The organism is Pontibacillus salicampi (genome assembly GCF_042434395.1).
GTDB classification, from domain to species: domain Bacteria; phylum Bacillota; class Bacilli; order Bacillales; family BH030062; genus Pontibacillus; species Pontibacillus salicampi.
The window spans coordinates 24,587-51,375 of record NZ_JBHLTP010000024.1; the positions used below are offsets into that span (position 1 = coordinate 24,587).

Below are 26,789 nucleotides of genomic sequence, written 5' to 3' on the forward strand. Positions count from 1 at the left end.
TTTGGTGCAAAGAACCTAATAGATAGGTACGTATAACTAGTTGGTTTCTTGCTTATTCTCACCGGTTCTAGAACCAACCAGTTACAGTATCTACAACACTAGAGAAAATATCACTGAAGAAGCCGCCCACAGCCCGTAAAGATAGTACGAACCAATTCGCTTTCTCTACACTAGACTGCGTAACAACATCAACCGAATTACCTGCTGCACTACTGTCAGTAATATATCCTAAATCATCTTTGCTATGCTTGAGCTTCATGGTACCGATTTTTTCCCCTTTTTCTATCGGTGCCGTCAGCTTATCCTTCTTATTGAATTTAGATTCATCTAATTCATATTCAACGCTGTATTGATCCTCTGACCCTTTCTCAATGAGAGCCGTTAACGGTTCAGCTGTGGCAATATCAACGGTGTCTTCTTTCCCTTTGGTAACCTCTAACGTAGACTCATCCTTGATTTGATGGTTGGCAGGGTAAAGCTCTTTTTCTTCAAATTGGTTAAATCCGTAGTCCAATAGTTTACGAGTTTCGTCAAACCTAGCTTCTTTACTATCCGTCTTCATAACAACGCTGATGAAGCGCTGACCATTACGCTCTGCTGTTCCGGTAAAGCAAAATCCTGCAAGATCCGTCCAGCCTGTTTTCAATCCGTCCATTCCTTCATAGCTAAACGGTGCTAGCTGTCCAGGCATTCCTGGCAGCATCCAGTTCCAGTTTTGAATTTCCTGATCTTCAAACTTAGTCGTTGGGATGCTGGATATCTCAAGGGATTGAGGATAATCGTTAATGAGGTGATAAGCTAATAAGGCTGCAGAACGCGCAGAAAGTAAATTATCTGCATCAGCTTCTGTACCTTCCGGATGCTTACCGTTCAAGTCAGTATTCGATAGGCCTGTTGCATTCACAAATTTAGAATCAGGCAAGCCCATTTCCTCTGCCTTTTGGTTCATCATCTTAACAAATTCACCTTCAGAACCAGCTACTAATTCCGCTAGTGCAATCGTTGTTGCATTATCAGAATTAATGGCCATAGCTTCATATAGTTCACGTACAGTGTAGTCTTTTTGCTGCTTCAACCCAACACCAGAAAAACTAGTATTGGCAGATATACTATAAGGATAATCCGAGATTTGTGTTGTGGTATCCCAGCTGATTTTTCCTTTTTCAATGGCTTCCAGCACAAGATATTCGGTCATCATCTTGGTCATACTAGCCGGTGGAAGGGCGATATCCGCTTCCTTTTCAAATAAAACCTTGCCTGTTTTCGCATCTACTAAGATGGCAGATTTAGCTTCTACATCTACTGATTTTGCGGAAACTTCTGTTGGGTTCCCGACCATGGAAGTAAATGTAACAAGCAATAATGTGAGTACTAAAAACGCTGACTTAAATCTATGTTTCAACCCTCTTCAACCTCCAAAATTGTTTATGTACATGAGGTTATTTTATCACAGGAAAGCATGGAATAGAAACAAGACTTTCCACCTGTATGCAAACAAATGCACAGGGTTGAACCTTTGTTATAGAAAAGCTTTGTTCCTATATGTTCATGATATAAGTGTATTGCGTCCCTTATGTGGAAGAGTTGGATTGGTGATACTGTTGGCCCTTTACTTATATGTGAGGAAGGGTATGGTCTGAAAAACGCTCACTTTCCTGCTGCCCCACACGACGTGAGGGATGTTCGGTGTTGCTACACGATGTAGCAGTTGGATCAATCTACCATCAAGTTCGGTCTTTAACAGAGCAAAAAAACCTGGCTCCGGTTAGGGGAGCCAGGGTTCCTTCTTGATATAAGTGCTATGCATTATATAGAGTAGTTTGGTGCTTCTTTGGTCACCTGCACATCATGTGGGTGATTTTCCCGAAGTCCTGCATTGGTTATGCGGGTAAATTGTGACTCATTTCGGAACATGTCTAAACTCCGTGCTCCGCAATAGCCCATGCTGGCGCGAAGTCCACCGATTAGCTGGTGTACCGTATCAGAAAGTGGACCTTTGTAAGGGACTCTTCCCTCAATACCTTCTGGAACGAGCTTGTTCACTTTCTCTGTTTCCTGGAAGTAACGATCCTTTGAGCCTGATTGCATAGCTCCAACGGACCCCATGCCTCGATACACTTTAAAGCGACGTCCTTGGAAGATTTCCGTTTCTCCCGGACTCTCGGATACTCCTGCAAACAGGCTTCCCAGCATAACAGCATGCGCTCCAGCAGCAAGTGCTTTAGCAACATCCCCAGAGTATTTAATACCACCATCTGCGATAATAGGGATATTGTGCTTCTTCGCTTCCTCTGCACATTCATAGACAGCTGATATTTGAGGCACGCCTACTCCGGCTATGACACGGGTCGTACAAATGGATCCTGGTCCAATCCCTACCTTAACCACGTTAGCGCCTGCTTCAATCAAGTCACGGGTACCTTCAGGTGTAGCTACATTACCAGCTATGATATTTAATTCTTTATACTGAGCTCGAATCTTTGCTACTTGATCCATTACTCCTTGGGAGTGGCCGTGCGCTGTATCTATAACAATAGCGTCTACCCCTGCTTCGACAAGCTTGGCAATTCTTAGGTCTGCATCAGCCGTAACACCTACAGCAGCTCCTGCTAGCAGTCGTCCCTGAGCATCCTTAGCCGAGTTTGGAAATTCAATCACTTTCTCAATATCCTTGATGGTAATAAGACCCTTTAACATTCCATAATCGTCAACGAGTGGCAGCTTTTCAATCTTATGTGCCTGCAACAATTTTTCTGCTTCTTCTAAGGTAGTTCCAACTGGAGCTGTGACAAGGTCTGATGAGGTCATGACCTCGGAAATAAGAATGGAATAGTCTTGTATAAAGCGAAGATCTCGATTCGTAAGAATTCCCACTAGCTTTTGATCTGCTTCGTTGTCCACAATAGGTACGCCAGAAATACGATATTTTCCCATTAAATGTTCAGCATCATATACTTGATGCTCTGGTGTAAGGAAGAATGGGTTGGAAATAACCCCGCTTTCGCTTCGCTTGACGCGATCGACATGCTCTGCTTGTTCCTCAATGGACATGTTCTTATGAATAACCCCTAAACCGCCTTGACGAGCCATTGCAATGGCCATTTCCGCCTCTGTGACTGTATCCATACCTGCACTAATCAACGGCATATTCAGCTTGAGATGTTGGGATAGCTCTGTCTTCACCTGTACTTCCTTTGGCAATACGTCCGATTTAGCAGGTAACAGTAGTACATCATCAAACGTCAAGCTTTCCTTTGCAAACTTATCTTCACGCATGGAACCCCTCCTCATTTCTTCATCATGGATTTGTTACATTTGGGTAAACTAAGCCAAACCTGTTTGAATTTTATATATTTTTACTAACAATACGACAACAAAAGAGTATTTTCAACTGTTTTTAGGGGGTGAAAACGGCACCATGAATATACGAAATTTTCAGTCCATTTCGGAGTACCTACAGTCCGCTCCAATAGCACAATCCTTCCTTGCGTATTGCTACCGTGATTTACCTAAACAGGAAGGAGAAAAAAAGAGTTATGAAAATACCTATCGTTTTATGTACTACTTAGAACATAGCCAAACCTATTATGATCAAGCCAGACAGGCTCCGCTTATGATTCAGCCTGTCCTTTATTTTTATGGTATGGGGCAATTATTAAAAGCCTATTTGTTAACAGAATGCCCGGACTATCCCGAGAACAGCAGCGTGCTGGCCCACGGTGTATCTACACGCAAACGAAAGAAGCAGCAATACTCCTTTCTAGAGGATGAAGTGAAAATACAACAGAAAGGATTATTCCCTTCTGTCGCCAAACATTTGTTTCATGTGGAACAATTTCCAATGGAAAAGCTGCCGATGCACGATTTGTTAAATAGGATACCGGAGATGGAACCGTTGTTTCAGCTTTCAAAAGGAAAGAACAATACTTATTTTCTTGGTAAGGTAACAGCAACCGAGTGGTCCATTCCTAATACGATACTAGACGATTACAATTGGACACTATCTTACTTTGAGAAGGGTATGAAGCGAGCATCCTCCTTAATTCAAAGGATAGAAGAAAACTCAAATCATATCCGTATCTATTTAAATAAACCTTTAGATGATTTGAATCACCCGTTTTTTTATTATGATCACCATAATGAAGGATACGCTATTCCTCAAAATCGACAGCTTTTCCATCCGTTTCCTGAGATCCTATGTCATTATCTCATGCTGTATAATCTAAGCATGATTTGTCGTTATGAAACAGAATGGTGGGGTGAGCAGCTTCATTCCTTTTCCAGTGAAGATATAATCTTTATTAAGTCATTTCTCCGGATTACCGAACAGAAAATACCACTTCTCATTGCCCACGGATTTCATCAAAAGAGAACATAAAAACCGCCTGATTAAACCACAGGCGGTTTTTGGCGTTCATATATACTACAGTGTTACCATTTCTTCAATATAGAGCGTGGGATGCTCTTTCAGGTGAATAATGGCATTGTCACTTTGCAGCTTGATCATGGGCCTTGTAGGAAGACTTCCTTCCATGAAGATGATTTCTCCGATATCATTGTTCGATAACCGTACCAATGTACCCGTTGTAAAAGTAACCATACTGTTTATGAAGGCTTGTACGATAGTATGATCAAATTTCCCGAACTGGTCACTCATAAGCTCCTCCAGCACTTTAAACGGAGACTGCTTCGAGCGATACAGACGCTCTGATGTCATGGCATGGTACATGTCGGTAGCCGCAACGATTTTTCCGAAGGGGTGCAGCTTAGCATCATGCAAACCAATCGGATACCCACTGCCATCCATTCGTTCATGATGCTGCAACACGCCAAGCAGAACACCCTTTTTCAATACTGGTATATGCTCGAGAAGTCGATAGGAGTATGTAGGGTGCTTTTTCACCTCTTCAAACTCATCATTGGTCAGAGCGCCTTTTTTCGTAAGAATATGATTCTCTATCTTTGCCATTCCACAGTCACTTAGAAAACCAGTTAATCCTATCTGTATAACCTCTCCGTGACTGTATCCAAGCTTATCTGCAACTATGGAAGACAATAAGGCGACAGCTACACTATGGTGGTAGAAGTAATCGGATTTTGAGGAGAAGTGATGCAGCATAAATACCTCACTCTTATTTATTAATGCTTCCTCAATGAGGGGTACAATAACTTCTCGAACTTTGGTTATATCCACAAGCGATCCAGCCTGCCAATGCTTAAACATTGCCTTATAGTGCTGTACCGCATCTAGGTAATGGTCAGAGAAATAGCTATTGATGGTAGAGGCAGCACGCTCCTCATTTATTTGTTCTTCCTCTATTTCATGATTGGGTAGAAAGGAGTCCCCATCGGCTCGTTTATGGCTAATCTCTACCTCCTCCACTAAGAATTTCTGTAATACTTCAATATGTATTGGTTTTACGACTGTATTTTTTGGAATGATTGGCTGGTTGGTTTTCCCCATGACATCTTGAATGATCATACAACCTACCTCTAATTGCTTAGGATGGACTTTCATATACGCTTCCCCCGTATCTTTTGGTATCCCCTATGATAGCGTTCAAAAAAAAAGAGGATCACAATAACATGTGTATCCTCTTTTTCGTCTTACTCTTCTTCTGTTATATCTTGTTGTTCCGTTTCTACTGGTTCTTGAGTTTCTGTTGTGGCGATATCCTCTGCTTCCATAACATCTTCTTCCTCTTCGCTATTGATCTTAGCTACTGTTGCTACTTCTTCGTTCTCCTGAAGTTTAATGAGGCGTACTCCTTGCGTATTCCGACCAGTTTGAGAAATAGACTCTACGGCCATTCTGATTAATACGCCGCTTACGGTAATAATCATAACGTCCTCTTCCCCTGTTACTGGCTTAACGGCTACGACTTCCCCGTTCCTATCGGTTAAGTGGCAAGTGCGAATTCCTTTACCACCACGCCCGGTTATACGGTACTCCTCGGCAGGTGTACGCTTGCCGTATCCTTTAGTCGTAACGTTTAATACTTGAAGTCCATCCTCAATGATTTCCATGGAAACGACCTCATCGTCATCACGCAGGGAAATTCCCTTCACCCCAGTAGCTGTTCTTCCCATTGTCCGAACATCTTCTTCTGGGAAACGGATTAGATAGCCGCCTTTCGTACCAATCATGATATGCTTCGTACCATCTGTCAGACGTACAGAAATCAACTCATCATCATCTCTTAGGTTAAGAGCAATCAATCCGCCGCGGCGAATATTACTGAATTGGGATAGGGTGGTCCGCTTGGATATCCCTTGCTGGGTAGTAAAGAACAAGTACCAATCATCAGCAAAGTCCTCTACAGCGATGACGGCGTTAACCCATTCCCCTTTCTCTACTTCGAGCAGGTTGATGATGGGAATACCCTTTGCCGTCCGGCTGAATTCAGGAACCTCATATCCTTTAGCACGATACACCTTTCCTTTATTGGTAAAGAACAGTAATGTATTATGCGTCGAAGTAGATAAGAGGTGCTCCACGAAATCATCCTCATTCGTGCCCATGCCCTGAACACCTCGGCCGCCTCGGTGCTGAGAGCGATAGGTGGAGGCTGGCAAACGTTTAATGTACCCTTGATGGGTTAACGTTACAACAATGGTTTCCTCTGGAATGAGGTCTTCATCCTCAATCATATCTACCCCGCCTGTAATAATTTCTGTGCGACGAGTATCGTTAAAGCGTTCCTTAATTTCTAATAATTCTTCCCGGATAATTTCTAATACTTTTTCATTATCCGCAAGAATAGCCTTTAATTCAGCAATCAGCTTAACAAGCTCCTGATATTCGTTTTCAATTTTCTCACGCTCTAGTCCCGTTAAACGCTGTAAACGCATATCCAGGATAGCTTGAGCTTGTTTATCAGAAAGCTCAAATTTAGTCATGAGCCCTTCCTTCGCTACATCTGTCGTTTGAGACTCGCGAATAAGGGTAATAATTTCATCAATATGATCAAGCGCAATACGCAAGCCTTCGAGTATATGGGCTCTTGCTTCCGCTTTACGAAGCTCATATTCCGTTCTTCTACGGATAACGACCTTCTGGTGTTCCAGGTAGTGTTCAAGCGTCTGCTTCAGATTTAATACCTTTGGCTGACCATCCACTAGCGCAAGCATGTTAATACCAAAGGACGTTTGCAGAGCTGTCTGCTTGTAGAGATTGTTTAGGACTACGTTCGGATTTACATCGCGACGCAATTCGATCACTACTCGCATGCCATCACGGTCGGATTCATCACGAAGGTCAGTGATTCCATCAATCTTCTTATCTCGAACCAACTCGGCAATTTTCTCGATAAGCTTCGCTTTGTTTACCTGGAAAGGAAGCTCATCCACAATAATTCTCGTTTTACCGTTGGCTTGCTCTTCCATTTGCGTTTTAGCACGAACCGTTAAAGAGCCCTTCCCGGTTTCAAATGCCTTACGAATTCCGCTTCTACCAAGTATTTGACCACCTGTTGGGAAATCGGGCCCGTAAATATAGTCTGTCATGAGCTCGTCGATGGTAATATCGCCATCTTTACTAACAGCAAGGACAGCATCTATAACCTCTCCTAAATGGTGAGGCGGAATATTAGTTGCCATTCCAACAGCGATACCACTAGCTCCATTTACTAACAAATTCGGAAAACGGGCAGGTAGAACGAGAGGCTCTTTTTCTGTCCCGTCATAGTTATCGTCATAATCAATCGTATCTTTATTGATATCACGTAAAATTTCCATTGAAATTTTAGACATTCTTGCTTCGGTATAACGCATGGCTGCTGCTGCATCACCATCGACAGAACCGAAGTTACCATGTCCATCCACTAGCATATAGCGGAAGTTGAAATCCTGAGCCATACGTACCATCGAATCATATACGGCAGAATCACCGTGCGGGTGATACTTACCAATTACTTCTCCAACAATACGGGCGGATTTTTTATAGGCTTTGTCCGAATGCATACCTAAGTCATGCATAGCATACAAAATTCTTCTGTGCACAGGCTTCAGCCCATCTCGCACATCCGGGAGAGCACGAGATACGATAACACTCATGGCATAATCCATGAACGATGTCTTCATTTCCTGGCTTATATTTATTTCTTGTACCTGGGGACGTTGTTGATCCACCATAACGACCTCCTACTTCTAATGAGGGCCTGCTGATAGAGAATACTATATTCCTATCTAGCTACTCTATTAAATTTCGTTTCTGTTAACGTATGCACTAAATCCAAGGATGGACAACACCAATTAAGGTGCTATCCCTCTCTTATTTAAACGTCCAGATTCTTAACGTACTGAGCGTTATCCTGAATAAAGTTTCTTCGGGGCTCGACCTTATCACCCATAAGAATTTCGAAGATTTCATCCGCTTCCATTGCATCCTGCAACCCTACTTGTAGAAGCGTTCTGGATTCTGGGTTCATCGTCGTTTCCCATAATTGCTCTGGATTCATTTCTCCAAGACCCTTGTAACGCTGTAAGCTAGGCTTTGGAGAATTAGATAATTCCCCTAATTTCGCTTCCATCTCTTTATCGTTAAAAGCGTAATATTCTGCCTTACCTTGTTGAATTTTATATAAAGGTGGCTGCGCAATATACACATATCCATATTCCAATAACGGGCGCATATATCGGTAGAAGAAGGTTAATAATAGAGTTCGTATATGGGCACCGTCCACGTCGGCATCCGTCATGATAACAATTTTGTGATAACGAGCTTTGGAGATATCAAATTCCTCTCCAATACCAGTTCCAAGTGCCGTAATAATTGCTCGCACTTCATTGTTAGATAATATTTTATCGAGACGAGCCTTCTCCACATTAATGATTTTACCTCGTAAAGGAAGGATGGCCTGGAAATGTCGATCCCGGCCTTGCTTAGCAGAACCGCCTGCAGAGTCACCCTCTACTACATACAGCTCACTAATATTCGGATCCTTCGTAGCACAGTCAGCAAGCTTACCTGGCAAATTGGATACTTCCAGCGCATTTTTACGACGAGTAAGCTCTCTCGCTTTCTTAGCAGCAGCTCGGGCCCGAGATGCCATCAGCCCTTTTTCTACTATTTTCCTAGCTGTATCCGGATTCTCAAACATGAATTTGGAAAAACGCTCATTGAAAATATTGTCCGTGACGGTTCTTGCTTCACTATTCCCAAGCTTTGTCTTCGTCTGTCCCTCAAACTGAGGGTCGGGATGCTTGATGGAAATAATAGCTGTTAAGCCTTCTCGAACATCATCCCCAGTTAAATTAGGGTCGTTTTCTTTAAACATTTGATTACGGCGAGCATAATCATTAATAACACGCGTTAAAGCAGTCTTAAAGCCTGATTCATGGGTACCACCCTCATACGTATGAATGTTGTTAGCGAAAGAGTAAATATTACTAACAAATCCATCGTTATACTGAAGAGCTACCTCTACGCTGATATTTTCGCTTTCACTTTCAACATACACCGCTTCATGAAGAGGCTCACGGGTACGGTTCAAGTGCTCTACATAAGAAACAATTCCGCCTTCATAATAAAAATCACGCTTCTCATTTTCATTCTCGCGTTCATCTTTGATAGAAATTTGGAGACCCTTGTTAAGGAATGCCAATTCTCTTAGACGGTTAGCTAACGTTTCAAATTCAAATTCCTTTGTCTCTGTAAAGATTTCATCATCCGGTATGAAGTGAATACGAGTCCCAGTGACATCTGTTTCACCAATTACTTTCAAATCTTCGTTCGGAATTCCACGATGGTATTTCTGGTAATGAATCTGACCATCCAAATGAACGAACACCTCTAGTTCACTAGACAAGGCGTTTACAACAGAGGCTCCCACCCCGTGCAAGCCGCCGGATACTTTATACCCGCCGCCGCCAAACTTACCGCCGGCGTGCAGCACCGTCAAAATAACCTCAACAGCAGGACGATTGGCTTTCTTATGCATCCCTACTGGAATTCCACGGCCATTATCCGTAACCGTAATGCTGTTATCTGCCTCAATGGTTACCTCGATATGATCACAATAGCCAGCAAGTGCTTCATCAATACTGTTATCTACAATTTCCCACACCAAGTGGTGTAGACCCTTCTCGTTGGTAGAGCCAATGTACATACCAGGTCTTTTTCTTACAGCCTCGAGGCCTTCCAGGACTTGTATTTGACTTTCGTCATACGCTTGATTTTCCGTTAGTTTATCTTCCATAGTCATGCTCTCACCTACACTTCTTTCACCAGGTTTATTTTATCTAATCAACAAAACCTTCAGAGAAATCTTCCATTTTATTTAAGGTAGTCGTTATGTTCGCACGTTTCTTCAATGTGAGTACTGATAACGGGCTGAAATATATATAATCCTTCGTAATGACAATCGCTTTCGCCTCTTCATTCGGTGACTCTATCACTCTTTGGTTGTTTCGCTGGTTCACAATCATTTCTTCAACAATCGAGGAAGAAGATAATAATTCATAATCAATAATAGCAATAACATCATGTGATTCTATCACGTGATCTTCCCCTAGATGAATAAACAAACTGCCACCTCATTTCTCCTTGGTAACCTGACCCTCTGTTACATAAAATATATCCGCTTGCTGCAAGGTTTCGTGCTCAATCCCTTCCACACTCGTAGTGGACACAAAGGTTTGCACTTTTCCTTGAATGGTATGCAGTAAATGGGACTGTCTATAATCGTCCAACTCACTCAATACATCGTCTAACAACAAAATGGGATATTCTCCTACTTCGCTATGGATAAGCTCAATTTCAGCTAGTTTCAAAGACAGAGCTGTCGTACGTTGTTGGCCTTGAGATCCGTATGTTTGTACGTCCTTCCCGTTCACATAAAAGATCAAATCATCACGGTGAGGACCAACTAACGTGGTACCTCGCTCTATTTCTTTTTGTTCTACATCTCTGAATTTATCTTGAAATACCTTTACCATTGTGGACAAATCCATGCCTTCTGATACATCAAGGGAAGCATCATAAGCAATTTCAAGCTCTTCCAGATGCCTGCTAATTCCATCATGGATCGGCAAAGCCCATTGTCTCAGTAAATGTAGAAATTTAAAGCGTCGCTCCACGATGGTTGCAGCATGTTCAATCAGCTGCTCTGTTAATACTTGCAGCATGGTTCGATCTTTCTTGTCCTTTCGCTGATGCTCTTTCAGCAAATGATTCCTTTGCTTCAATATCTTCTGATACTGTCCTAAATGGTAAATGTATGCTGGTTGTATTTGACCGATTTCCATATCGATAAAACGACGACGAACCTGAGGACTCCCTTTAACCAGGTTTAAGTCTTCAGGCGCAAACATCACAACATTAAGCGCTCCAATATAGTCACTTAAACGCTTCTGTTCTAAATGATTTAATTTTGCCTTTTTGCCTTTATTGGAAACCACTATTTCTAGCGGGAATTTTCGTTTGCGTTTAAACACATTCCCTTTTATTTTACCATACTCTTCGTCCCACATGATAAGTTCTTTATCTCTAGGGGTACGGTGAGATTTGGAAAAAGCGAGCACATAAATAGCTTCCATCAAATTAGTTTTACCTTGGGCGTTCTCGCCAATAATTACATTCACCTTGTCATCGAATTGTAAATGGAGATCCTTATAGTTCCGATACTGTTTTAGTGCTATTTCTTCAATATGCATTGGGATTCCCCTTTAGTTCCTGATGGGAATTACTCTTCTTTCACGACTACATAGCTTCCGACATCTTCTATTTCAACGACATCTCCAATGAATAACTTTTTACCACGACGATTTTCCGGCTCTCCGTTAACAAATACTGGAACCTCAGACAAAAACCACTTTGCCATTCCGCCTGTTTCAATGACATTGGCTAACTGTAAAAATTGACCCAGCTGGATCATATCCGTTTCTATTTCAATACGTTCATGCATTATGTTCACCCTATACATATATTAATTGGCCTTCTATCTATTTTACTAAATAAAAGCTAAGAAGAAAAGCGCGCACCTGCTTGTCCTCTTCTAGATCCACATAAAAAAAGTGACAAGAGCATTAAAACCCTTGCCACACAGGTATTTTCTTTTACTAAATTAATAAGTTCGCACAGGTAAAATCAGCTGAAGAATTTGATCGTTATCAATCGGACGAATTAAGAACGGTCGCATCGCTCCGGTGAATTGAATATTCACTTTTTCCGTATCAATGACCTTCAGCGCATCCATCATATATTTTGCACTAAAGGAGATTTTTAACTCTTCGCCCTCTAATGATTCTGATGTCACTTCTTCCACTACTTTCCCGACCTCTGGTGAGTTACTCGAAATTTCAATGTGGTTGTCTGATTTTGTCGTTAGCTTAACGACACTATTGCGATTTTCCTTCGCCAGTAAAGAAGCACGATCAATTGACTGCAGCAATTCCTTTGTATCAATTTGCATAATTGTTTTACTTTGATCAGGAATTAATCGGGATGTTTCAGGATAATTCCCATCCAATAAGCGAGACAAGAAATATAGATGCTGTGTACGGAACAGAATCTGATTTTCTGTCACGCTAATCTCAATGGTCTCCTGGGAGTCATCAAGAATTTTATTAAGCTCTGTTAAGCTCTTCCCTGGAATGACCACGTTCTGGAACGACATGTTTTGAATTTGATCCTGCATCGGAATTTTTCTAGACGCTAAACGGTGACTATCAGTAGCTACAAAATATAAATCCTCGTTTTCCACCATCATGTTTACACCTGTCAAGATGGGGCGTGTTTCTGAGGTGGACACCGCGAATACGGTTTGTCGAATTAAGTCTTTTAATAGATCGATAGGCACTTCAAAGCTTTGCTCTGTTTTTAGTTGAGGTAGCTGTGGATATTCTTCAGCATCCTGGCCATTTAAATGGAATTCAGCACTACCAGAACGAATGCTGACGTTTAAATGATCATCCACTTCCAGCTCTACTGTTTGCTGTGGTAATTTCCGAACGATATCTGGGAAATACTTAGCTTGAAGCACGATACTTCCAGGACGAATATTTTCTACATACACAATTCCGTCCTCTTCTTTAGGGATAAAGGATTCAATGGACACATCCGAGTCACTACCAGTAAGCTTTACTCCATACTCTGTAGCTTCTACCTTCATCCCAGTCAAAATAGGAATCGTAGTACGAGAAGAAATAGCCTTCATTACATCTTGAACGCTGTCCATTAACTGATCCCGTTGTATTGTAAATTTCATTTGATAAAATCCTCCTAAATGGATGATATATATTTATTTATTATTATTTAAAAGGTCCGTAGTAGTAATATAGGCTGTGAATTTGTGTATAACTGGGTTAAACCCTAATGCTGTAAGGTTATCCACATGTGGATAGGGTGTGGGTAACTCTTGGGACATATGATAGGGTTATGCACAGGGGGAAAAACGGACCTATTGTGATTTTAACGTCTCTTTCAGCTCATCAATCTCCTTTTGAAGTTGATGATCCTCTCCTAATGCTTTAGAAATTTTCTCATGAGCATGAATGACGGTTGTATGGTCTCTACCTCCAAATTCCTCGCCAATTTTCGGCAGTGAGAAATCAGTCATTTCTCTTGATAGATACATAGCAATCTGTCTAGGATATGCGATAGTTTTCGTGCGTTTTTTCGCTGCAAAGTCTTCTATCTTAATGTTGTATTTTTCTGCGACAATCTCCTGTATCCCTTTAATAGTAATGATTTTCGGTTTAGAGCTTGGGATAATGTCCTTTAAAGCCTCAGCAGCCAGAGATGCATCAATATCGCGGTTGATCAAGGAAGAATAGGCGACAACACGTATAAGGGCACCTTCAAGCTCTCGTATATTGGTGTCGATTTGATTGGCGATATACAGCATCACTTCATTTGGAATGTCTAATCCTTCTGCTTTCGCTTTCTTTCTTAATATCGCGATTCTTGTCTCTAAATCTGGTGGGGTAATATCTGTTATTAATCCCCACTCAAAACGAGAACGAAGCCTGTCTTCCAGTGTCGGAATTTCCTTTGGTGGCCGATCGCTAGAAATGACGATTTGTTTGTTTTCTTCATGTAACGTGTTAAAGGTATGGAAGAATTCTTCTTGTGTTTGTTCTTTTCCGGCCAAGAACTGAATATCATCTATTAATAGCACGTCCACATTTCGATATTTATTGCGGAAATTCACTGCTTTGTTATCCCGAATAGAATTAATGAATTCGTTAGTGAATTTTTCAGAGGAAAGATAAACCACTTTAGCTGATGGATTATGATCCAACACATAATGGCCGATTGCGTGCATTAAGTGCGTCTTTCCAAGACCAACTCCACCATAGATAAATAGTGGATTATATGCTTTAGCTGGTGCTTCTGCCACTGCAAGAGAGGCTGCGTGGGCAAAACGGTTCCCAGAGCCGATAACGAAAGTGTCGAACGTGTACTTCGAATTCAACATACTTTGCGGTGATTCCTCTTGGTCATTATCTTTATTGTTGGAAGCTTTAATAGCAGGCTTCACATCATCTATTGATTCTTCCTTAGTCTCAGGAATAATAAATTTCGTTCTGAGCTGTGCGCCTGTTACTTCATGTAAGGTATCGGAAATTAATGTCGAATACCGACTCTCCAGCCAATCCCGAGCGAATTCATTTGGCGCTACGATAACGAGAGTATCTTCTGTAATAGAATCGGCTTTTGTACTCTTTAACCAGGTTTCAAAGCTAGGTTTGCTGATTTTTTCTTCTATTTTGCTCAGCGTATTCTCCCATAGCTCATTAATATTTTCCAAGCATTCTCACCCCTTTCTTCTATAGAAAAAACGCAATCTATTCATTACGCTTTCGCAACATGCTTCCTGCCTCTTATTTCAGGTGCCACAGCCCGCATAGAGGGGACTAGGAAACAAAAAACCTCACGTTCTTTCTCTCCTTGTAAGAATGAAACATTCCAGAAAAGAAAGATCCGGAGGTGATTGTACAACTTTTGTAGAAGTCTAATGTGTTTTCTATTTGTGGAAGGTTAACTGTTATAGTAACAGTATATCAGATAACTTATGACCAATATCCACACAGTTGTTGATAACTATGTAAACATAGGTGTTAATAAATATCCACAGGTTTTCCACAGAGTGTGGATAATATTGATTTGTATGATGAGTTATTCATTATTAAAACACAAATATAATACCAAATAAATACTAATAGCGCAACGGTTATTCGACAGTTATCCACATTGTCTACCGGTTGTAGATAAATATTATCCACAACACTATATTTTGTGATTAACTTGTCGATATGTGGTGTGGATAATAAAAAAATGACGAAAAAGTTATGCACAGGGTATGTTTATGACGAACTGTTCAAGGAAGGGCGGGAATACATTTGAAAAACAAGTTGACATTACGAGGGGTAATTTTTTATAATGAATTGGACTGTCTTTTGAGTATCGATTATTAAATTCCTCAGGGAGGTGTAAATAAATGAAACGTACATTTCAACCAAATAACCGTAAGCGCAAAAAGGTACATGGCTTCCGCGCACGTATGAGCAATGCTAAAGGTCGTCAAGTACTAAAGCGTCGTCGCCAAAAAGGAAGAAAAGTATTATCTGCATAGACCACTGAATAAGACTCAGTGGTCTTTTTTCTAGTTTTGGGGTAGACCGAAGAAGGTCGTCTAGGGAAACTGGAAAAAGGAACGAAGGCATTGTTTGTCCTTTAATGGAGTGAGGATCTAGCATGAAGAAACAAAATCGAATTAAAAAGAACGAGGAATTTCAGCACGTTTTTAAACACGGCCAATCATTTGCCAATCGACAGCTGGTGCTCTATTACTTAAAAAAAGAGGATCAAGAGCAATTTCGGATAGGACTGTCTGTAAGTAAAAGAATTGGAAATGCTGTTACTAGAAATCAAATTAAACGTTATCTACGCCAAGCTTTTCATGAGCTAGGTTCTTCCATGAACCCTTCATATGATATAGTAATTATTGCGCGTAAACCTACAAACCAAATGGACTTTTTTCAAATGAAGAAAAGCTTAACGCATGTATTGTCGAAAACCAATCTTCTGGTAAAATCGAATGTAAAATAACCACGAAGATTTCATATAGAACCTAGTGAGGGAAAAGTGGTAAAATACAGAGTGACTGTATGCTATGTACGGATTAGGTAATGTAAGGAGGAAACGACGTTGCGTAGGAAGATCCTTTTCTTATTTATGATGACAGGACTTCTCGTCGTGCTTTCAGGTTGTATGCAGATTGATGAGAACATAACATCTGAGAGTACAGGAATCTGGAATGAATATTTTGTTTATCCATTATCTCAGCTTATAAAATATTTTGCTGGAATCTTTAGTGAAAGCTATGGACTATCCATTGTTGTGGTAACGCTCATCATCCGTTTGATACTACTTCCATTGAACGTCAAACAGCTGAAGAGCTCCAAGGCGATGCAGGATTTACAGCCCCAGCTTCAAGAATTGAGAAGCAAATATAGTTCTAAAGACCAAAAGACACAGCAGCAATTACAGCAAGAAACCATGCAGCTGTTCCAAAAGAACGGTGTGAATCCACTAGCTGGCTGCTTGCCGATCTTATTTCAAATGCCGATTCTTATTGCGTTCTACCATGCTATTGTGAGAACACAAGAAATAGAAGCCCATAGCTTCCTATGGTTCGAATTGGGATCCCCAGACCCATTTTTCATCATGCCAGTAATTGCTGCAGTGACAACCTTTGCTCAGCAAAAATTGATGATGGCAGGTTCTGGTGCTGCAGCCCAAAACCCACAAATGACTATGATGCTTTATATCATGCCGATAATGATTGGTATCTTTGCATTGAACTTCCCAGCAGCCTTAGCGCTATACTGGGTGGTAGGTAACTTATTTATGGTTGCTCAAACCATTTTCATTCGTAAACCGATGATGCGAGATCCAAATGCAGGGGGAGCGAGTAAGTGAGACAAGTAACTGCTACTGGACAAACAGTTGAGGACGCGGTCCGATCAGCTTTAGAGCAGTTAAACACCTCGAGGGACCAAGTGAATGTAGAGATTATTGATGAAGGAAAAAAAGGATTTTTGGGTATTTTTGGAACAAAGCCAGCCATTGTGAAGGTTAGTGTATTGCATACTAATGAAGAAAATGCATCTACTCAAAAGGAAAGCCACAATCCGACGGAAGAGAAGGGACAAGCTCCTAAACAAGAAGAGCGAGTATCTTCTGAAATAGTGGAAGAACCTGTTGAGCCTGAACCTACAAAGGATACTCGGATCCAAAATGCTGTCGAAGAAACACAGCAATATATTAAAGAGGTTGCTGCTGGAATGGGCGCCGAAATAGAGGTGCGTGTTCATCCAGATGGGAAAGAAGTAACCTTTGAGCTGGTTGGAGATAAAATTGCCATGCTGATAGGGAAGCGGGGACAAACCTTGAATGCCTTACAGTATTTGTCGCAAATTGTCATCAATCGAGAAAGTGAAACGTATTTAACCGCTATAGTAGATGCGGAAGGGTATCGAGGCAGAAGAGAAGAGACTTTGAAAAGTCTAGCTCATCGCCTTGCCAGTAAAGCCATCCGTACGAAGAACGATGTAGCCCTGGAGGCTATGCCGTCCTATGAGCGGAAAATCATTCATAATGCTCTTCAAAATAACAAACAGATTACGACATATTCCGACGGGACAGAACCTCATCGTCATGTAGTAATCAAGCCAAAATAAAAGCCTGAAGACTAGCCGACTAGTCTTCAGGCTTTTTTACGTGTTACGAATAAAAGAGGGGTTATCTTAGATAAGCGCTCTTATGTGGGAGACTTGAATTCGAGATATCGGTGTTTCATTACGTGTTAATAGATAAATTTTGTAAGACGAGTTGACTGGGCTGGAATCACTCCGCTTTCCTGGGGCCCCACACGACGTGAGGTCGTTCACCGTTGCTACAGGATGTAGCGACTTTAGGTGAACTTCCTTAATTGAGCTTAGTCTCCTCAGTCGGCAAAGAACGCCGCCTTGCGGGGTTTCAGCTCATTCGTATTTCCACGGGAGTCATCGTGATTCCAGCCCAATCAACGCTAAATGAGATAGTCTATCTCTATATAGTAATACACCCAATATGCTTGAAAGAAGACCCTACGTTGAATAAAAGGAAAGTGATGGAAAATCAAACCTTATCAGTGATATGAAAGCATTTCTGTTCAATGGAAATATGGTAAGATTCCACATAAACATTAGAATTTTAGCAAAAAAGGCGGGTCCGTTTCTCCCAATACAGCAAAGGTATGGCCTGAAAAATGCGAGACTCCCACGGAAAAAGTTTACTCCATTTCATTCTGAGGAGGCTTGGCCATTCATCCGTAGAAAAGCGAGTGTTTTTCAGGCCATACCATTCTCTAATTAATGTAATGGACCCTTCTCCTACATAATATCTCTAAACCGAGTCTTCCATTATCTCCCCATTATATGGATCAACCTAACATCAAACATTGTTGTTACAGAATTGAAGATAAAGAACAAAAAATATTTAATGAGAAGGTGGAAAGAATAAAGCTGATTTGTGGATAAGAACGTGATAGAATGGTTGAGTGGAAAAATTGCCTTATCCACATGTGGATAAGGTTGAAACATGGTAACCATGCCCATACTAAGTAAAAAGCTTTTCAAACAAAATCAAGATATGCTAATCTAATAAGTTAGTGACTATATCATATTAAACCGTTGTGGATAACTATACAATCATCATCAGAAAGGGGTGAGAGCATGGATACAGATACAATTACGGCCATTTCTACTCCCGTCGGGGAGGGGGCCATTGCTATTGTGCGCCTAAGTGGACCAGAAGCAGTGGAGAAAGCAAACCTATTGTTTCACGGAAGGAATTTGGAACAGGTAGATTCCCATACAATGCATTATGGGAAATTGGTGGATCCAAAAACAGATGAGCTGATAGAAGAAGTCATGGTTTCTGTCATGCGTGCTCCCAAGACATTTACACGAGAAGATGTAGTGGAAATTAACTGTCACGGAGGGTTAGTTTCTGTGAATCGTGTCTTAGAATTAGTGTTGGATCAGCATGTTCGCTTAGCGGAGCCTGGTGAGTTTACGAAACGTGCTTTCTTAAATGGGCGAATTGACCTTTCTCAAGCAGAAGCGGTTATGGACTTAATTCGCGCTAAGACAGATCGTGCTATGAATGTGGCGTTAAAACAAATGGATGGGCGACTGTCTAAATTAATCCAGGAGTTACGTCAGGAATTGCTTGAGGCATTGGCTCAGGTGGAAGTGAATATTGATTATCCGGAATACGACGATGTAGAAGAAATGACGAACGAGGTCATGATTGAAAATACGCAAAAGGTCCATCGTCAAATTGGTGAGCTTTTACAAACGGCTAAACAGGGTAAGATATTAAGAGAGGGACTTGGCACAGCCATAGTTGGAAGACCGAACGTTGGGAAATCGTCCCTTATGAACGCATTAGTACATGAAAATAAAGCGATTGTTACCGAAATTCCAGGAACCACGAGGGACGTTATTGAGGAATATGTTAACGTTCGAGGAGTTCCTTTGCGGTTAATTGATACTGCCGGAATACGAGATACAGAGGATTTAGTGGAGAAAATCGGCGTAGAGCGTTCTCGTCAGGTATTGAATGAAGCTGATTTGATTCTTCTTGTACTGAATTATGGAGACGAATTGACGGAAGAAGATGAGAAATTGTTTGAGGCCGTTCAAGGGATGGATGTTATCGTTATTGTGAATAAGACAGACCTTCCACAGAAATTAGATATGGACCGTCTGCATCACATTGCGTCTGAGCATACCATTGTTAATACGGCAATTATTGAAGAACAAGGTATTGATAAACTAGAGTCCTCTATATCAGATATTTTCTTTGAGGGTGATATCGATACAGGAGATATGACGTATGTTTCTAATGTACGTCACGTGCAGCTGCTAAATCAGGCTAAAGAAGCTTTAGAGGATGCTATGCAAGGAATGGAAGTCGGTATGCCAATTGATATTGTACAAATAGATGTAAGAAGAACGTGGGAGATACTCGGTGAAATTGTCGGAGATTCCGTTAGCGATAGCTTACTCGACCAATTATTCTCTCAATTCTGCTTAGGGAAATAAACATGTAAAGGAGAGACTGTCATGTCAACATTTGATGCTGGGCGGTATGACGTAATTGTTATAGGTGCCGGCCATGCTGGTGTAGAAGCAGGTCTGGCTGCTGCAAGACGAGGTGCTAAAACGTTAATGCTTACGTTAAACCTCGATATGATTGCTTTTATGCCATGTAACCCATCCATTGGAGGACCAGCGAAAGGAATTGTTGTTCGGGAGATTGACGCACTTGGTGGAGAAATGGCGAAAACCATTGATAAGACGTACATCCAGATGCGTTTGTTGAATACTCGTAAAGGACCTGCAGTTCGTGCTCTTCGTGCGCAGGCTGATAAGCATTTATACGTTCAAGAGATGAAGCAAGTATTAGAAAATGAACCGAATCTGACGCTGCGTCAAGGTATGGTTAATAAATTGCTCGTAGAAGACAACAAGATCAAAGGGGTTGTAACGGAAACGAAAGCAGCCTATTATGCGGATAACGTTATTGTTACAACTGGTACCTTTATGCGCGGGAAAGTTCTAATTGGTGACCTAGCCTATGAGAGTGGTCCAAATAACCAGAGATCTTCCACGCATTTATCCGAAGAGCTGGAGCGCTTAGGATTGGAAATGGTTCGTTTTAAGACCGGTACCCCAATGCGTGTAAACAGTAAAACCATTGATTATTCCAAAACGGAAATTCAACCAGGGGACGATGTGCCTCGAGCATTCTCGTACGAAACAACAGAATATATTATGGACCAATTACCATGCTGGTTAACGTACACGAATGAGTTCACTCATAAAATTATCGATGATAACTTGAGTTCCTCCGCTATGTACTCTGGTATGGTAAAAGGAACCGGACCTCGTTATTGTCCTTCTGTGGAGGATAAAATTGTTCGCTTCCACGATAAGCCACGTCATCAGGTGTTCCTGGAGCCAGAAGGGCGTAATACAGAAGAGGTTTATGTACAAGGGTTATCCACTTCCTTACCTGAGCATGTGCAAAAGGAAATGATGGAAACCGTACCGGGCCTTGAGAAAGCAGAAATTATGCGTGCCGGCTATGCCATCGAGTATGATTCTGTTGTTCCAACTCAGCTATGGCCAACCCTTGAAACAAAGGCCATTGAAGGTCTATTTACAGCTGGTCAAATTAATGGCACATCAGGGTATGAAGAAGCATCCGCACAAGGCTTAATGGCAGGTATTAATGCTGCTTCGAAAGTCCTTGGAGCAGAGCCGGTTATTTTAGATCGATCTCAAGCCTATATTGGTGTACTCATCGATGACCTTGTCACCAAGGGAACTGATGAACCGTACCGTCTGTTAACCTCCCGTGCTGAGTATCGCCTGATTCTGCGTCATGATAACGCTGATTTACGTCTAACGAACATCGGGCATGAGATAGGATTAATTTCTGATGAACGCTTCGCTCGTTTTGAAGAGAAAAAGCGTCAAATAGAAGCAGAAATCAAGCGTTTAGAGGGCATTATACTGAAGCCTACAGAAGAAGTGCAGGCAGCAATTGAACAATCTGGTGGATCTGCATTGAAAGAGGCTATTCGTGCTTCTGATTTACTTCGTCGTCCTGAAATGAAATATGACGTCGTTTCTGAATTGACGCATCCGGAAGAGGAGCTGGCAGAAGACGTCAAAGAACAAGTAGAAATACAGATGAAATACTCTGGTTATATAGAGAAATCTAATCAACAGATTGAACGCATGAGAAAAATGGAAAACAAGAAGATCCCAGAAGATATTGATTATGACGATATTCACGGACTGGCATCAGAAGCCCGTGACCGATTAAAAGAAGTGCGTCCGTTGTCTGTAGGTCAGGCATCCAGAGTGTCTGGAGTTAACCCAGCCGATGTATCCATTCTTCTCGTGTATATTGAACAGGGGAAAATCGCTAAAGTATCTGGAGATGATGCGTAAGCAGAAAGGGTTGTATGGATGAATAAAGAAGCCTTCCGCAAAGCATTACAAGAACAAGGTATCGAATTAACCGACGAGCAAATGGAGCAATTCGATACCTACTTCCATACCCTTGTGGAATGGAATGAAAAAATGAACTTAACAGCCATAACCGAGGAAGAGGAAGTGTATCTTAAGCATTTTTATGATTCGATAACCGCTGCCTTTTATAAGGATTTCAACCAGGAATTAACCATCTGTGATGTAGGAGCTGGAGCAGGCTTCCCCAGCATCCCATTAAAAATTGTTTTTCCTAGCTTAAAGGTTACAATTGTAGATTCCCTAAAAAAACGAATTACGTTCCTCAATCATCTTGCTACTCAATTAGGGCTCACGGATGTTGCTTTCTATCATGACAGAGCAGAGAATTTCGGAAAGAATGAGAAATTCAGAGAGCAATATGATGTAGTAACAGCCAGAGCTGTGGCGAGAATGAGCGTGTTAAGCGAGCTGTGTCTTCCATTAACCAAAAAAGGCGGCACATTTCTTGTCATGAAAGCTGCTAAATTTCAGGAGGAAATGGAGGATGCTGCCTTCGCTATCCAATTTCTTGGCGGAGAAGTACAGAATTTGCATACATTCCATTTGCCACAGGAAGACAGTGAACGTAACATCGCAATCGTTGAAAAACGACGAAAAACACCTAAGAAATATCCTAGGAAAGCCGGTACTCCAAACAAGGACCCTATTGTCGGCTAGTATAGAAAGATCCTGTTACATCGTGTAGCAGGATTTCTTCATACATAAAGATTTCTCCAAAGCCCTTTCAAAACAGCACATGCAGAAGAAGGAATTTCCTATTTGAACAGAGAATATGTAATATCTAGGTTTACAAATAGGCCCATTCTTCTAGAAAAGATTTTATAGTGGTCCCTGCTATTTTTCCAGAAGATATGGTAGAATAGGAGAGAAATATATCGATAGTGAAGCGGTGGCGCGGTAGCAGTTCTGCTGCAGCGCTTTTTTGCACGTGATAAAAATACTCGCTGTAGAAAATACGGCAGGCGTATGAAGTAACGGAGGGGAAAGTTGATAAATAGAGCACACTCTGCCTCGAAACTTTCTTTTGTTCGATATGAATATGCCAACTAAGAGATAACCATTCGGTCGACTATATAAACACATAAAACGAGTTGTGACGTTTTATGGTTTCTTGATTAGACATTGTTTCACGTGAAACATTCTTTTCCAATGGCACATAAAAACGATACAAGAGTGTGAAAGCAGAAAAGGTGGTGTCAGTGTATGAAACACCCATTTAGCCGTTTATTTGGACTAGGGGATAAATCCGATGCTAAGGCGGAAGATCAGGACGAACAACAGCAGGAGCAGGAATATCATCCTGATGAAGTAGTACAAATACCGATTGAGCAAATTCAGCCAAACCGTTATCAGCCACGAACCTTTTTTAATGAAGAAAAAATAGAGGAATTAGCACAAACCATACATACTCATGGCATGATACAACCAATTGTCGTCAGAAAAATAGAAGATGATGAAGGGTATGAGCTAATTGCTGGGGAGAGAAGATGGCGCGCAGTTCATGTACTGGGATGGAAGGAAATCCCTGCCATACTTCGGGATATGGACGATACTCAAACAGCTTCTGTTGCTTTAATTGAGAATTTGCAAAGAGAAGAGCTATCTGTTGTGGAGGAAGCTGCAGCATATGCTAAGCTATTGGAAATTCATGGATTGACCCAGGAGGCATTGGCACAGCGTTTAGGGAAGAGCCAATCGACAATTGCCAATAAATTGCGTTTGTTAAAACTACCGGAATCCGTACGGCAGGCCATTATGGATAAACAAATCACCGAAAGACATGCACGAGCATTGATTGCCTTAAAGGAACAAGAAGCTCAGGAGAAATTACTCGAAGAAATTATCCAAAAAAGCTTAAATGTGAAACAAACCGAGCAACGTGTAGACAAGCTCCTTAACCAGGAAAAGGAAACGAAAAAGAAGAAGCCAAAGATGAAAGGGATTAGTAAAGATATGCGAATTGCGATGAATACGATTCGACAATCCGTTTCCATGGTTTCTGATACAGGCATTGACTTAGAAACAGACGAAGAAGATTATGATGAATACTATCAAATAACTATCAAGATTCCGAAAAACAAATCCTAGCATTCTCTACCCATCTTTATGTATTACATACGAGGTGGGTATTTTTTAAACTATTGTGAAACGAAGGATGAAAACGGTAACATTGTATGGAAAACTTTTGACGGATTTCTCTAAATTTTTCATCATTTTGATAAATAAATGATAGAATAATAGGTATAAGTTGACAGATAGAGGTAGGTGGCATCGTGGGCAAAGTTATTTCCGTGGCAAATCAAAAAGGCGGAGTGGGAAAAACAACAACAGCGGTGAATTTAAGTGCATGCTTAGCTTATTTTAATCATAAAGTTTTGCTTGTGGATATTGATCCGCAAGGAAATGCAACAAGTGGGGTAGGCATCGACAAAGCAGACATGGACCAATGTATATATGATGTGCTAGTCGAGGATATAGAGGCAAAGCATGTGACGGTTTCTACAATGGTAGAAAATCTGAAGGCCATTCCTGCTACGATACAATTAGCAGGAGCAGAAATTGAACTGGTTCCAACGATTTCAAGAGAAGTTCGATTAAAAAAAGCAATTGATTCTGTAAAAGATCAGTACGACTTTGTTATCATAGATTGTCCCCCTTCGTTGGGGCTCTTGACTATTAATGCATTAACGGCGTCAGATGCGGTACTAATACCAGTTCAGTGCGAGTATTACGCGTTGGAAGGATTAAGTCAGCTTCTTAATACTATCAGACTGGTACAGAAGCACCTTAATACGAGCTTAATGATTGAAGGAGTTCTTCTTACGATGCTGGATGCGAGAACCAATCTTGGTATTCAAGTCATTGAAGAGGTGAAGAAGTACTTCCAGGATAAAGTGTATCAATCTGTTATCCCTCGTAATGTTCGATTAGGGGAGGCGCCCAGTCATGGTCAGCCAATCATCCTATACGATCCAAAGTCCAGAGGGGCCGAAGTGTACTTAGAATTAGCAAAGGAAGTGATGGTGAATGGTCAGAGGGTTGGGTAAAGGAATCAATGCGCTTTTTCCCGAATTAGAAGCTGCTCAGGAAGAAAAGATACAGGAAGTAGCCGTTAAAGAGTGTCGTCCTAATCCTTATCAGCCAAGAAAGACATTTCAGTCTGAAGCAATCGAAGAACTAAAAGAATCTATTCTCCAGCATGGCATTTTACAACCCCTCATCGTACGAAAGAGTATTAAAGGATATGAAATAGTAGTCGGAGAGAGACGTTTCCGGGCAGCCCAGGAGGCTGGTTTAACGAGCATACCGGTTGTCGTGCGGGAATTGGATGAGACGAACATGATGGAGCTTGCGTTGTTGGAAAATCTTCAACGGGAGGACTTAACACCTGTAGAAGAGGCTACGGCCTATTCCAATTTGATGAAAGAGCTGGATATGACCCAAGAGCAATTAGCTAAACGTCTAGGGAAAAGTCGTCCCCATGTGGCAAATCTAGTACGGCTCCTAGCCTTGCCAGAAGCCGTTATTGCTCTTATCAATAATGGGGAATTATCCATGGGTCATGGGAGAACGCTGCTAGGATTAAAAAATAAAGAGCAGATTATGACCGTGGTGGAAAAGGTGCGTAAAGAAGGGTTGAATGTACGTCAAACGGAACAGCTTATCATTCAGATGAATGAAAAGAATCAGAAGAAGAAAAAACGAAAGCCCCAAAAGGATGTATTCCTTCAGGAAAGAGAAACAGTGTTACAGGAACGCTTAGGCACGGGAGTATCTATTCATAAAGGAAAGCGAAAGGGCAAAATCGAAATTGAATTCTTCTCTGATGAAGATTTAGAACGTATATTGCACCTATTTGAATAAACGGAGGACAAGCCTGGTTAGAAGCCAGGCTTTTTCCTTCTGTTTCACGTGAAACGGTTGGGTGAATGGAGGATGAGATGGTCTTATTTGGGGCATTGATGAATGGTGCAGGAATCCTAATTGGAACGTGTGTCGGTTTATTCTTTCATAACGTATCGGAGAAGATGAAGGAAACCATTATGAATGGTATTGGACTTGTCATACTGTTGATTGGCTTGCAGATGGCCGTTCAATCAGAGAATATTATCGTCCTTTTATTGAGCTTGTTGTTTGGAGCTATTATAGGGGAAAGGTGTCAAATAGAAGAGAGATTTGAGCAAATAGGAAAGTGGCTGGAGAACAGAATGGGTGCTCATCAGCAAACGAGCATTTCACGCGGCTTCATTACCGCCTCGCTCATCTTCGTGGTAGGAGCAATGGCAGTGGTGGGGGCTTTGGATAGTGGAATTAGAGGGGATCACGACATTCTGTTAACTAAGGCGATTATAGATGGATTTGTAGCTCTTGTGCTGACCACGACACTAGGGTTTGGCGTCGTGTTTTCTATTGTCCCTGTTCTCTTATACGAGGGCGGAATTGCTTTATTAGCCACGCAAATTGACAGATATATACCTGAAGCCTTTTTAGACGCATTTATTGTAGAAATGACCGCAACTGGTGGCCTGTTGATTGTGGCTATAGGGTTGAATGTATTACATATTACCAACATAAGGGTGGCTAATCTCTTACCCTCCTTGCTGTTAGTAGGACTCGTTCTCTACCTCACATCGTCCATAGGGTTGTAGTACAACAAACTCCCAAACCGTCTAGGCTTGGGAGTTTGT

General features: G+C 41.4%; 22 protein-coding genes. 12 read left to right on the forward strand and 10 right to left on the reverse strand.

Going from position 1 to position 26,789, the window contains the following annotated elements:
* Positions 1–67: 67 nt before the first annotated feature.
* Together ACFFGV_RS20295 and guaB are read right to left on the reverse strand one after the other, a co-directional pair.
* A complete protein-coding gene (locus tag ACFFGV_RS20295; protein ID WP_377351796.1) occupies positions 68–1,402 on the reverse strand; it encodes a serine hydrolase in 1,335 nt (444 codons plus the stop codon).
* A 404-nt stretch (positions 1,403–1,806) separates the two neighbouring features.
* Positions 1,807–3,276, reverse strand: a complete 1,470-nt coding sequence (guaB, locus tag ACFFGV_RS20300) for an IMP dehydrogenase (protein WP_377351797.1) — start codon at positions 3,274–3,276, stop codon at positions 1,807–1,809.
* Positions 3,277–3,418: 142 nt separating this feature from the next.
* On the opposite strand from guaB, the gene ACFFGV_RS20305 reads away from it, so the two are divergent.
* A complete protein-coding gene (locus ACFFGV_RS20305) occupies positions 3,419–4,378 on the forward strand; it encodes a YaaC family protein (RefSeq protein ID WP_377351798.1) in 960 nt (319 codons plus the stop codon).
* Between the two features lie 45 nt (positions 4,379–4,423).
* Here ACFFGV_RS20305 and ACFFGV_RS20310 read toward each other — a convergent pair whose 3' ends face one another.
* The 8 genes from ACFFGV_RS20310 to dnaA all read right to left on the reverse strand — a co-directional run bounded on the left by ACFFGV_RS20310 (position 4,424) and on the right by dnaA (position 14,753).
* Complete coding sequence (locus tag ACFFGV_RS20310) at positions 4,424–5,518, reverse strand: HD-GYP domain-containing protein (protein ID WP_377351799.1); 1,095 nt, start codon at positions 5,516–5,518, stop codon at positions 4,424–4,426.
* Between the two features lie 89 nt (positions 5,519–5,607).
* On the reverse strand, positions 5,608–8,133 hold the full coding sequence (gyrA, locus tag ACFFGV_RS20315) for a DNA gyrase subunit A (RefSeq protein ID WP_377351800.1): 2,526 nt from the start codon (positions 8,131–8,133) through the stop codon (positions 5,608–5,610).
* A gap of 143 nt (positions 8,134–8,276) precedes the next feature.
* Complete coding sequence (gene gyrB / locus ACFFGV_RS20320) at positions 8,277–10,205, reverse strand: DNA topoisomerase (ATP-hydrolyzing) subunit B (RefSeq protein ID WP_377351801.1); 1,929 nt, start codon at positions 10,203–10,205, stop codon at positions 8,277–8,279.
* A 37-nt stretch (positions 10,206–10,242) separates the two neighbouring features.
* On the reverse strand, positions 10,243–10,527 hold the full coding sequence (gene remB, locus ACFFGV_RS20325; RefSeq protein ID WP_377351802.1) for an extracellular matrix regulator RemB: 285 nt from the start codon (positions 10,525–10,527) through the stop codon (positions 10,243–10,245).
* A 9-nt stretch (positions 10,528–10,536) separates the two neighbouring features.
* Positions 10,537–11,655, reverse strand: a complete 1,119-nt coding sequence (gene recF / locus ACFFGV_RS20330) for a DNA replication/repair protein RecF (protein ID WP_377351803.1) — start codon at positions 11,653–11,655, stop codon at positions 10,537–10,539.
* A gap of 29 nt (positions 11,656–11,684) precedes the next feature.
* The gene (gene yaaA / locus ACFFGV_RS20335; RefSeq protein ID WP_377351804.1) at positions 11,685–11,906 is read right to left on the reverse strand and encodes a S4 domain-containing protein YaaA; all 222 of its coding nucleotides are present in this window, start codon (positions 11,904–11,906) and stop codon (positions 11,685–11,687) included.
* Positions 11,907–12,065: 159 nt separating this feature from the next.
* Positions 12,066–13,208: a DNA polymerase III subunit beta gene (gene dnaN / locus ACFFGV_RS20340; protein WP_377351805.1), complete on the reverse strand. Its 1,143-nt coding sequence runs from the start codon at positions 13,206–13,208 to the stop codon at positions 12,066–12,068.
* A 192-nt stretch (positions 13,209–13,400) separates the two neighbouring features.
* Positions 13,401–14,753, reverse strand: coding sequence for a chromosomal replication initiator protein DnaA (gene dnaA, locus ACFFGV_RS20345; protein ID WP_377351806.1), 1,353 nt, complete (start codon positions 14,751–14,753; stop codon positions 13,401–13,403).
* Positions 14,754–15,443: 690 nt separating this feature from the next.
* Here dnaA and rpmH point away from each other — a divergent pair.
* From rpmH to ACFFGV_RS20400, 11 genes are all read left to right on the forward strand, one after another.
* Positions 15,444–15,578, forward strand: a complete 135-nt coding sequence (gene rpmH / locus ACFFGV_RS20350; protein ID WP_377351807.1) for a 50S ribosomal protein L34 — start codon at positions 15,444–15,446, stop codon at positions 15,576–15,578.
* 122 nt (positions 15,579–15,700) lie between these two features.
* Positions 15,701–16,054, forward strand: coding sequence for a ribonuclease P protein component (gene rnpA, locus ACFFGV_RS20355; protein ID WP_377351808.1), 354 nt, complete (start codon positions 15,701–15,703; stop codon positions 16,052–16,054).
* A 99-nt stretch (positions 16,055–16,153) separates the two neighbouring features.
* Positions 16,154–16,927 carry a YidC family membrane integrase SpoIIIJ gene (spoIIIJ, locus tag ACFFGV_RS20360; protein ID WP_377351809.1) on the forward strand — a complete coding sequence of 258 codons (774 nt, stop codon included), beginning with the start codon at positions 16,154–16,156 and terminating at the stop codon, positions 16,925–16,927.
* Positions 16,924–17,688 (forward strand): RNA-binding cell elongation regulator Jag/EloR, encoded by a 765-nt coding sequence (gene jag / locus ACFFGV_RS20365; RefSeq protein ID WP_377351810.1) that lies wholly within the window; start codon positions 16,924–16,926, stop codon positions 17,686–17,688. Before spoIIIJ ends, jag begins: the two co-directional genes overlap by 4 nt.
* Before the next feature lie 1,035 nt (positions 17,689–18,723).
* Positions 18,724–20,100 carry a tRNA uridine-5-carboxymethylaminomethyl(34) synthesis GTPase MnmE gene (gene mnmE / locus ACFFGV_RS20370; RefSeq protein WP_377351811.1) on the forward strand — a complete coding sequence of 459 codons (1,377 nt, stop codon included), beginning with the start codon at positions 18,724–18,726 and terminating at the stop codon, positions 20,098–20,100.
* Positions 20,101–20,121: 21 nt separating this feature from the next.
* Positions 20,122–22,020 (forward strand): tRNA uridine-5-carboxymethylaminomethyl(34) synthesis enzyme MnmG, encoded by a 1,899-nt coding sequence (gene mnmG, locus ACFFGV_RS20375; RefSeq protein WP_377351812.1) that lies wholly within the window; start codon positions 20,122–20,124, stop codon positions 22,018–22,020.
* Between the two features lie 18 nt (positions 22,021–22,038).
* Positions 22,039–22,758: a 16S rRNA (guanine(527)-N(7))-methyltransferase RsmG gene (gene rsmG, locus ACFFGV_RS20380; protein WP_377351813.1), complete on the forward strand. Its 720-nt coding sequence runs from the start codon at positions 22,039–22,041 to the stop codon at positions 22,756–22,758.
* Between the two features lie 546 nt (positions 22,759–23,304).
* The gene (noc, locus tag ACFFGV_RS20385; protein WP_377351814.1) at positions 23,305–24,189 is read left to right on the forward strand and encodes a nucleoid occlusion protein; all 885 of its coding nucleotides are present in this window, start codon (positions 23,305–23,307) and stop codon (positions 24,187–24,189) included.
* 185 nt (positions 24,190–24,374) lie between these two features.
* Positions 24,375–25,148: a ParA family protein gene (locus ACFFGV_RS20390; RefSeq protein WP_377351815.1), complete on the forward strand. Its 774-nt coding sequence runs from the start codon at positions 24,375–24,377 to the stop codon at positions 25,146–25,148.
* Entirely contained in the window at positions 25,129–25,965 is an 837-nt protein-coding gene (locus ACFFGV_RS20395; RefSeq protein ID WP_377351816.1) for a ParB/RepB/Spo0J family partition protein, read from the forward strand. The genes ACFFGV_RS20390 and ACFFGV_RS20395 overlap by 20 nt, the downstream gene beginning before the upstream one ends.
* Positions 25,966–26,042: 77 nt before the next feature.
* Complete coding sequence (locus ACFFGV_RS20400) at positions 26,043–26,750, forward strand: DUF554 domain-containing protein (protein ID WP_377351817.1); 708 nt, start codon at positions 26,043–26,045, stop codon at positions 26,748–26,750.
* The last annotated feature ends 39 nt before the right edge of the window (positions 26,751–26,789 follow it).

Coding starts and splice junctions, on each gene's coding strand:
- ACFFGV_RS20400 (WP_377351817.1), top strand. CDS start 26,043: ATGGTCTTATTTGGGGCATTGATGAATGGTGCAGGAATCCTAATTGGA.
- guaB (WP_377351797.1), bottom strand. CDS start 3,276: ATGCGTGAAGATAAGTTTGCAAAGGAAAGCTTGACGTTTGATGATGTA.
- ACFFGV_RS20395 (WP_377351816.1), top strand. CDS start 25,129: ATGGTCAGAGGGTTGGGTAAAGGAATCAATGCGCTTTTTCCCGAATTA.
- dnaN (WP_377351805.1), bottom strand. CDS start 13,208: ATGAAATTTACAATACAACGGGATCAGTTAATGGACAGCGTTCAAGAT.
- gyrB (WP_377351801.1), bottom strand. CDS start 10,205: ATGACTATGGAAGATAAACTAACGGAAAATCAAGCGTATGACGAAAGT.
- rsmG (WP_377351813.1), top strand. CDS start 22,039: ATGAATAAAGAAGCCTTCCGCAAAGCATTACAAGAACAAGGTATCGAA.
- noc (WP_377351814.1), top strand. CDS start 23,305: ATGAAACACCCATTTAGCCGTTTATTTGGACTAGGGGATAAATCCGAT.
- rnpA (WP_377351808.1), top strand. CDS start 15,701: ATGAAGAAACAAAATCGAATTAAAAAGAACGAGGAATTTCAGCACGTT.
- mnmG (WP_377351812.1), top strand. CDS start 20,122: ATGTCAACATTTGATGCTGGGCGGTATGACGTAATTGTTATAGGTGCC.
- rpmH (WP_377351807.1), top strand. CDS start 15,444: ATGAAACGTACATTTCAACCAAATAACCGTAAGCGCAAAAAGGTACAT.
- gyrA (WP_377351800.1), bottom strand. CDS start 8,133: ATGGTGGATCAACAACGTCCCCAGGTACAAGAAATAAATATAAGCCAG.
- yaaA (WP_377351804.1), bottom strand. CDS start 11,906: ATGCATGAACGTATTGAAATAGAAACGGATATGATCCAGCTGGGTCAA.
- ACFFGV_RS20305 (WP_377351798.1), top strand. CDS start 3,419: ATGAATATACGAAATTTTCAGTCCATTTCGGAGTACCTACAGTCCGCT.
- recF (WP_377351803.1), bottom strand. CDS start 11,655: ATGCATATTGAAGAAATAGCACTAAAACAGTATCGGAACTATAAGGAT.
- mnmE (WP_377351811.1), top strand. CDS start 18,724: ATGGATACAGATACAATTACGGCCATTTCTACTCCCGTCGGGGAGGGG.
- ACFFGV_RS20310 (WP_377351799.1), bottom strand. CDS start 5,518: ATGAAAGTCCATCCTAAGCAATTAGAGGTAGGTTGTATGATCATTCAA.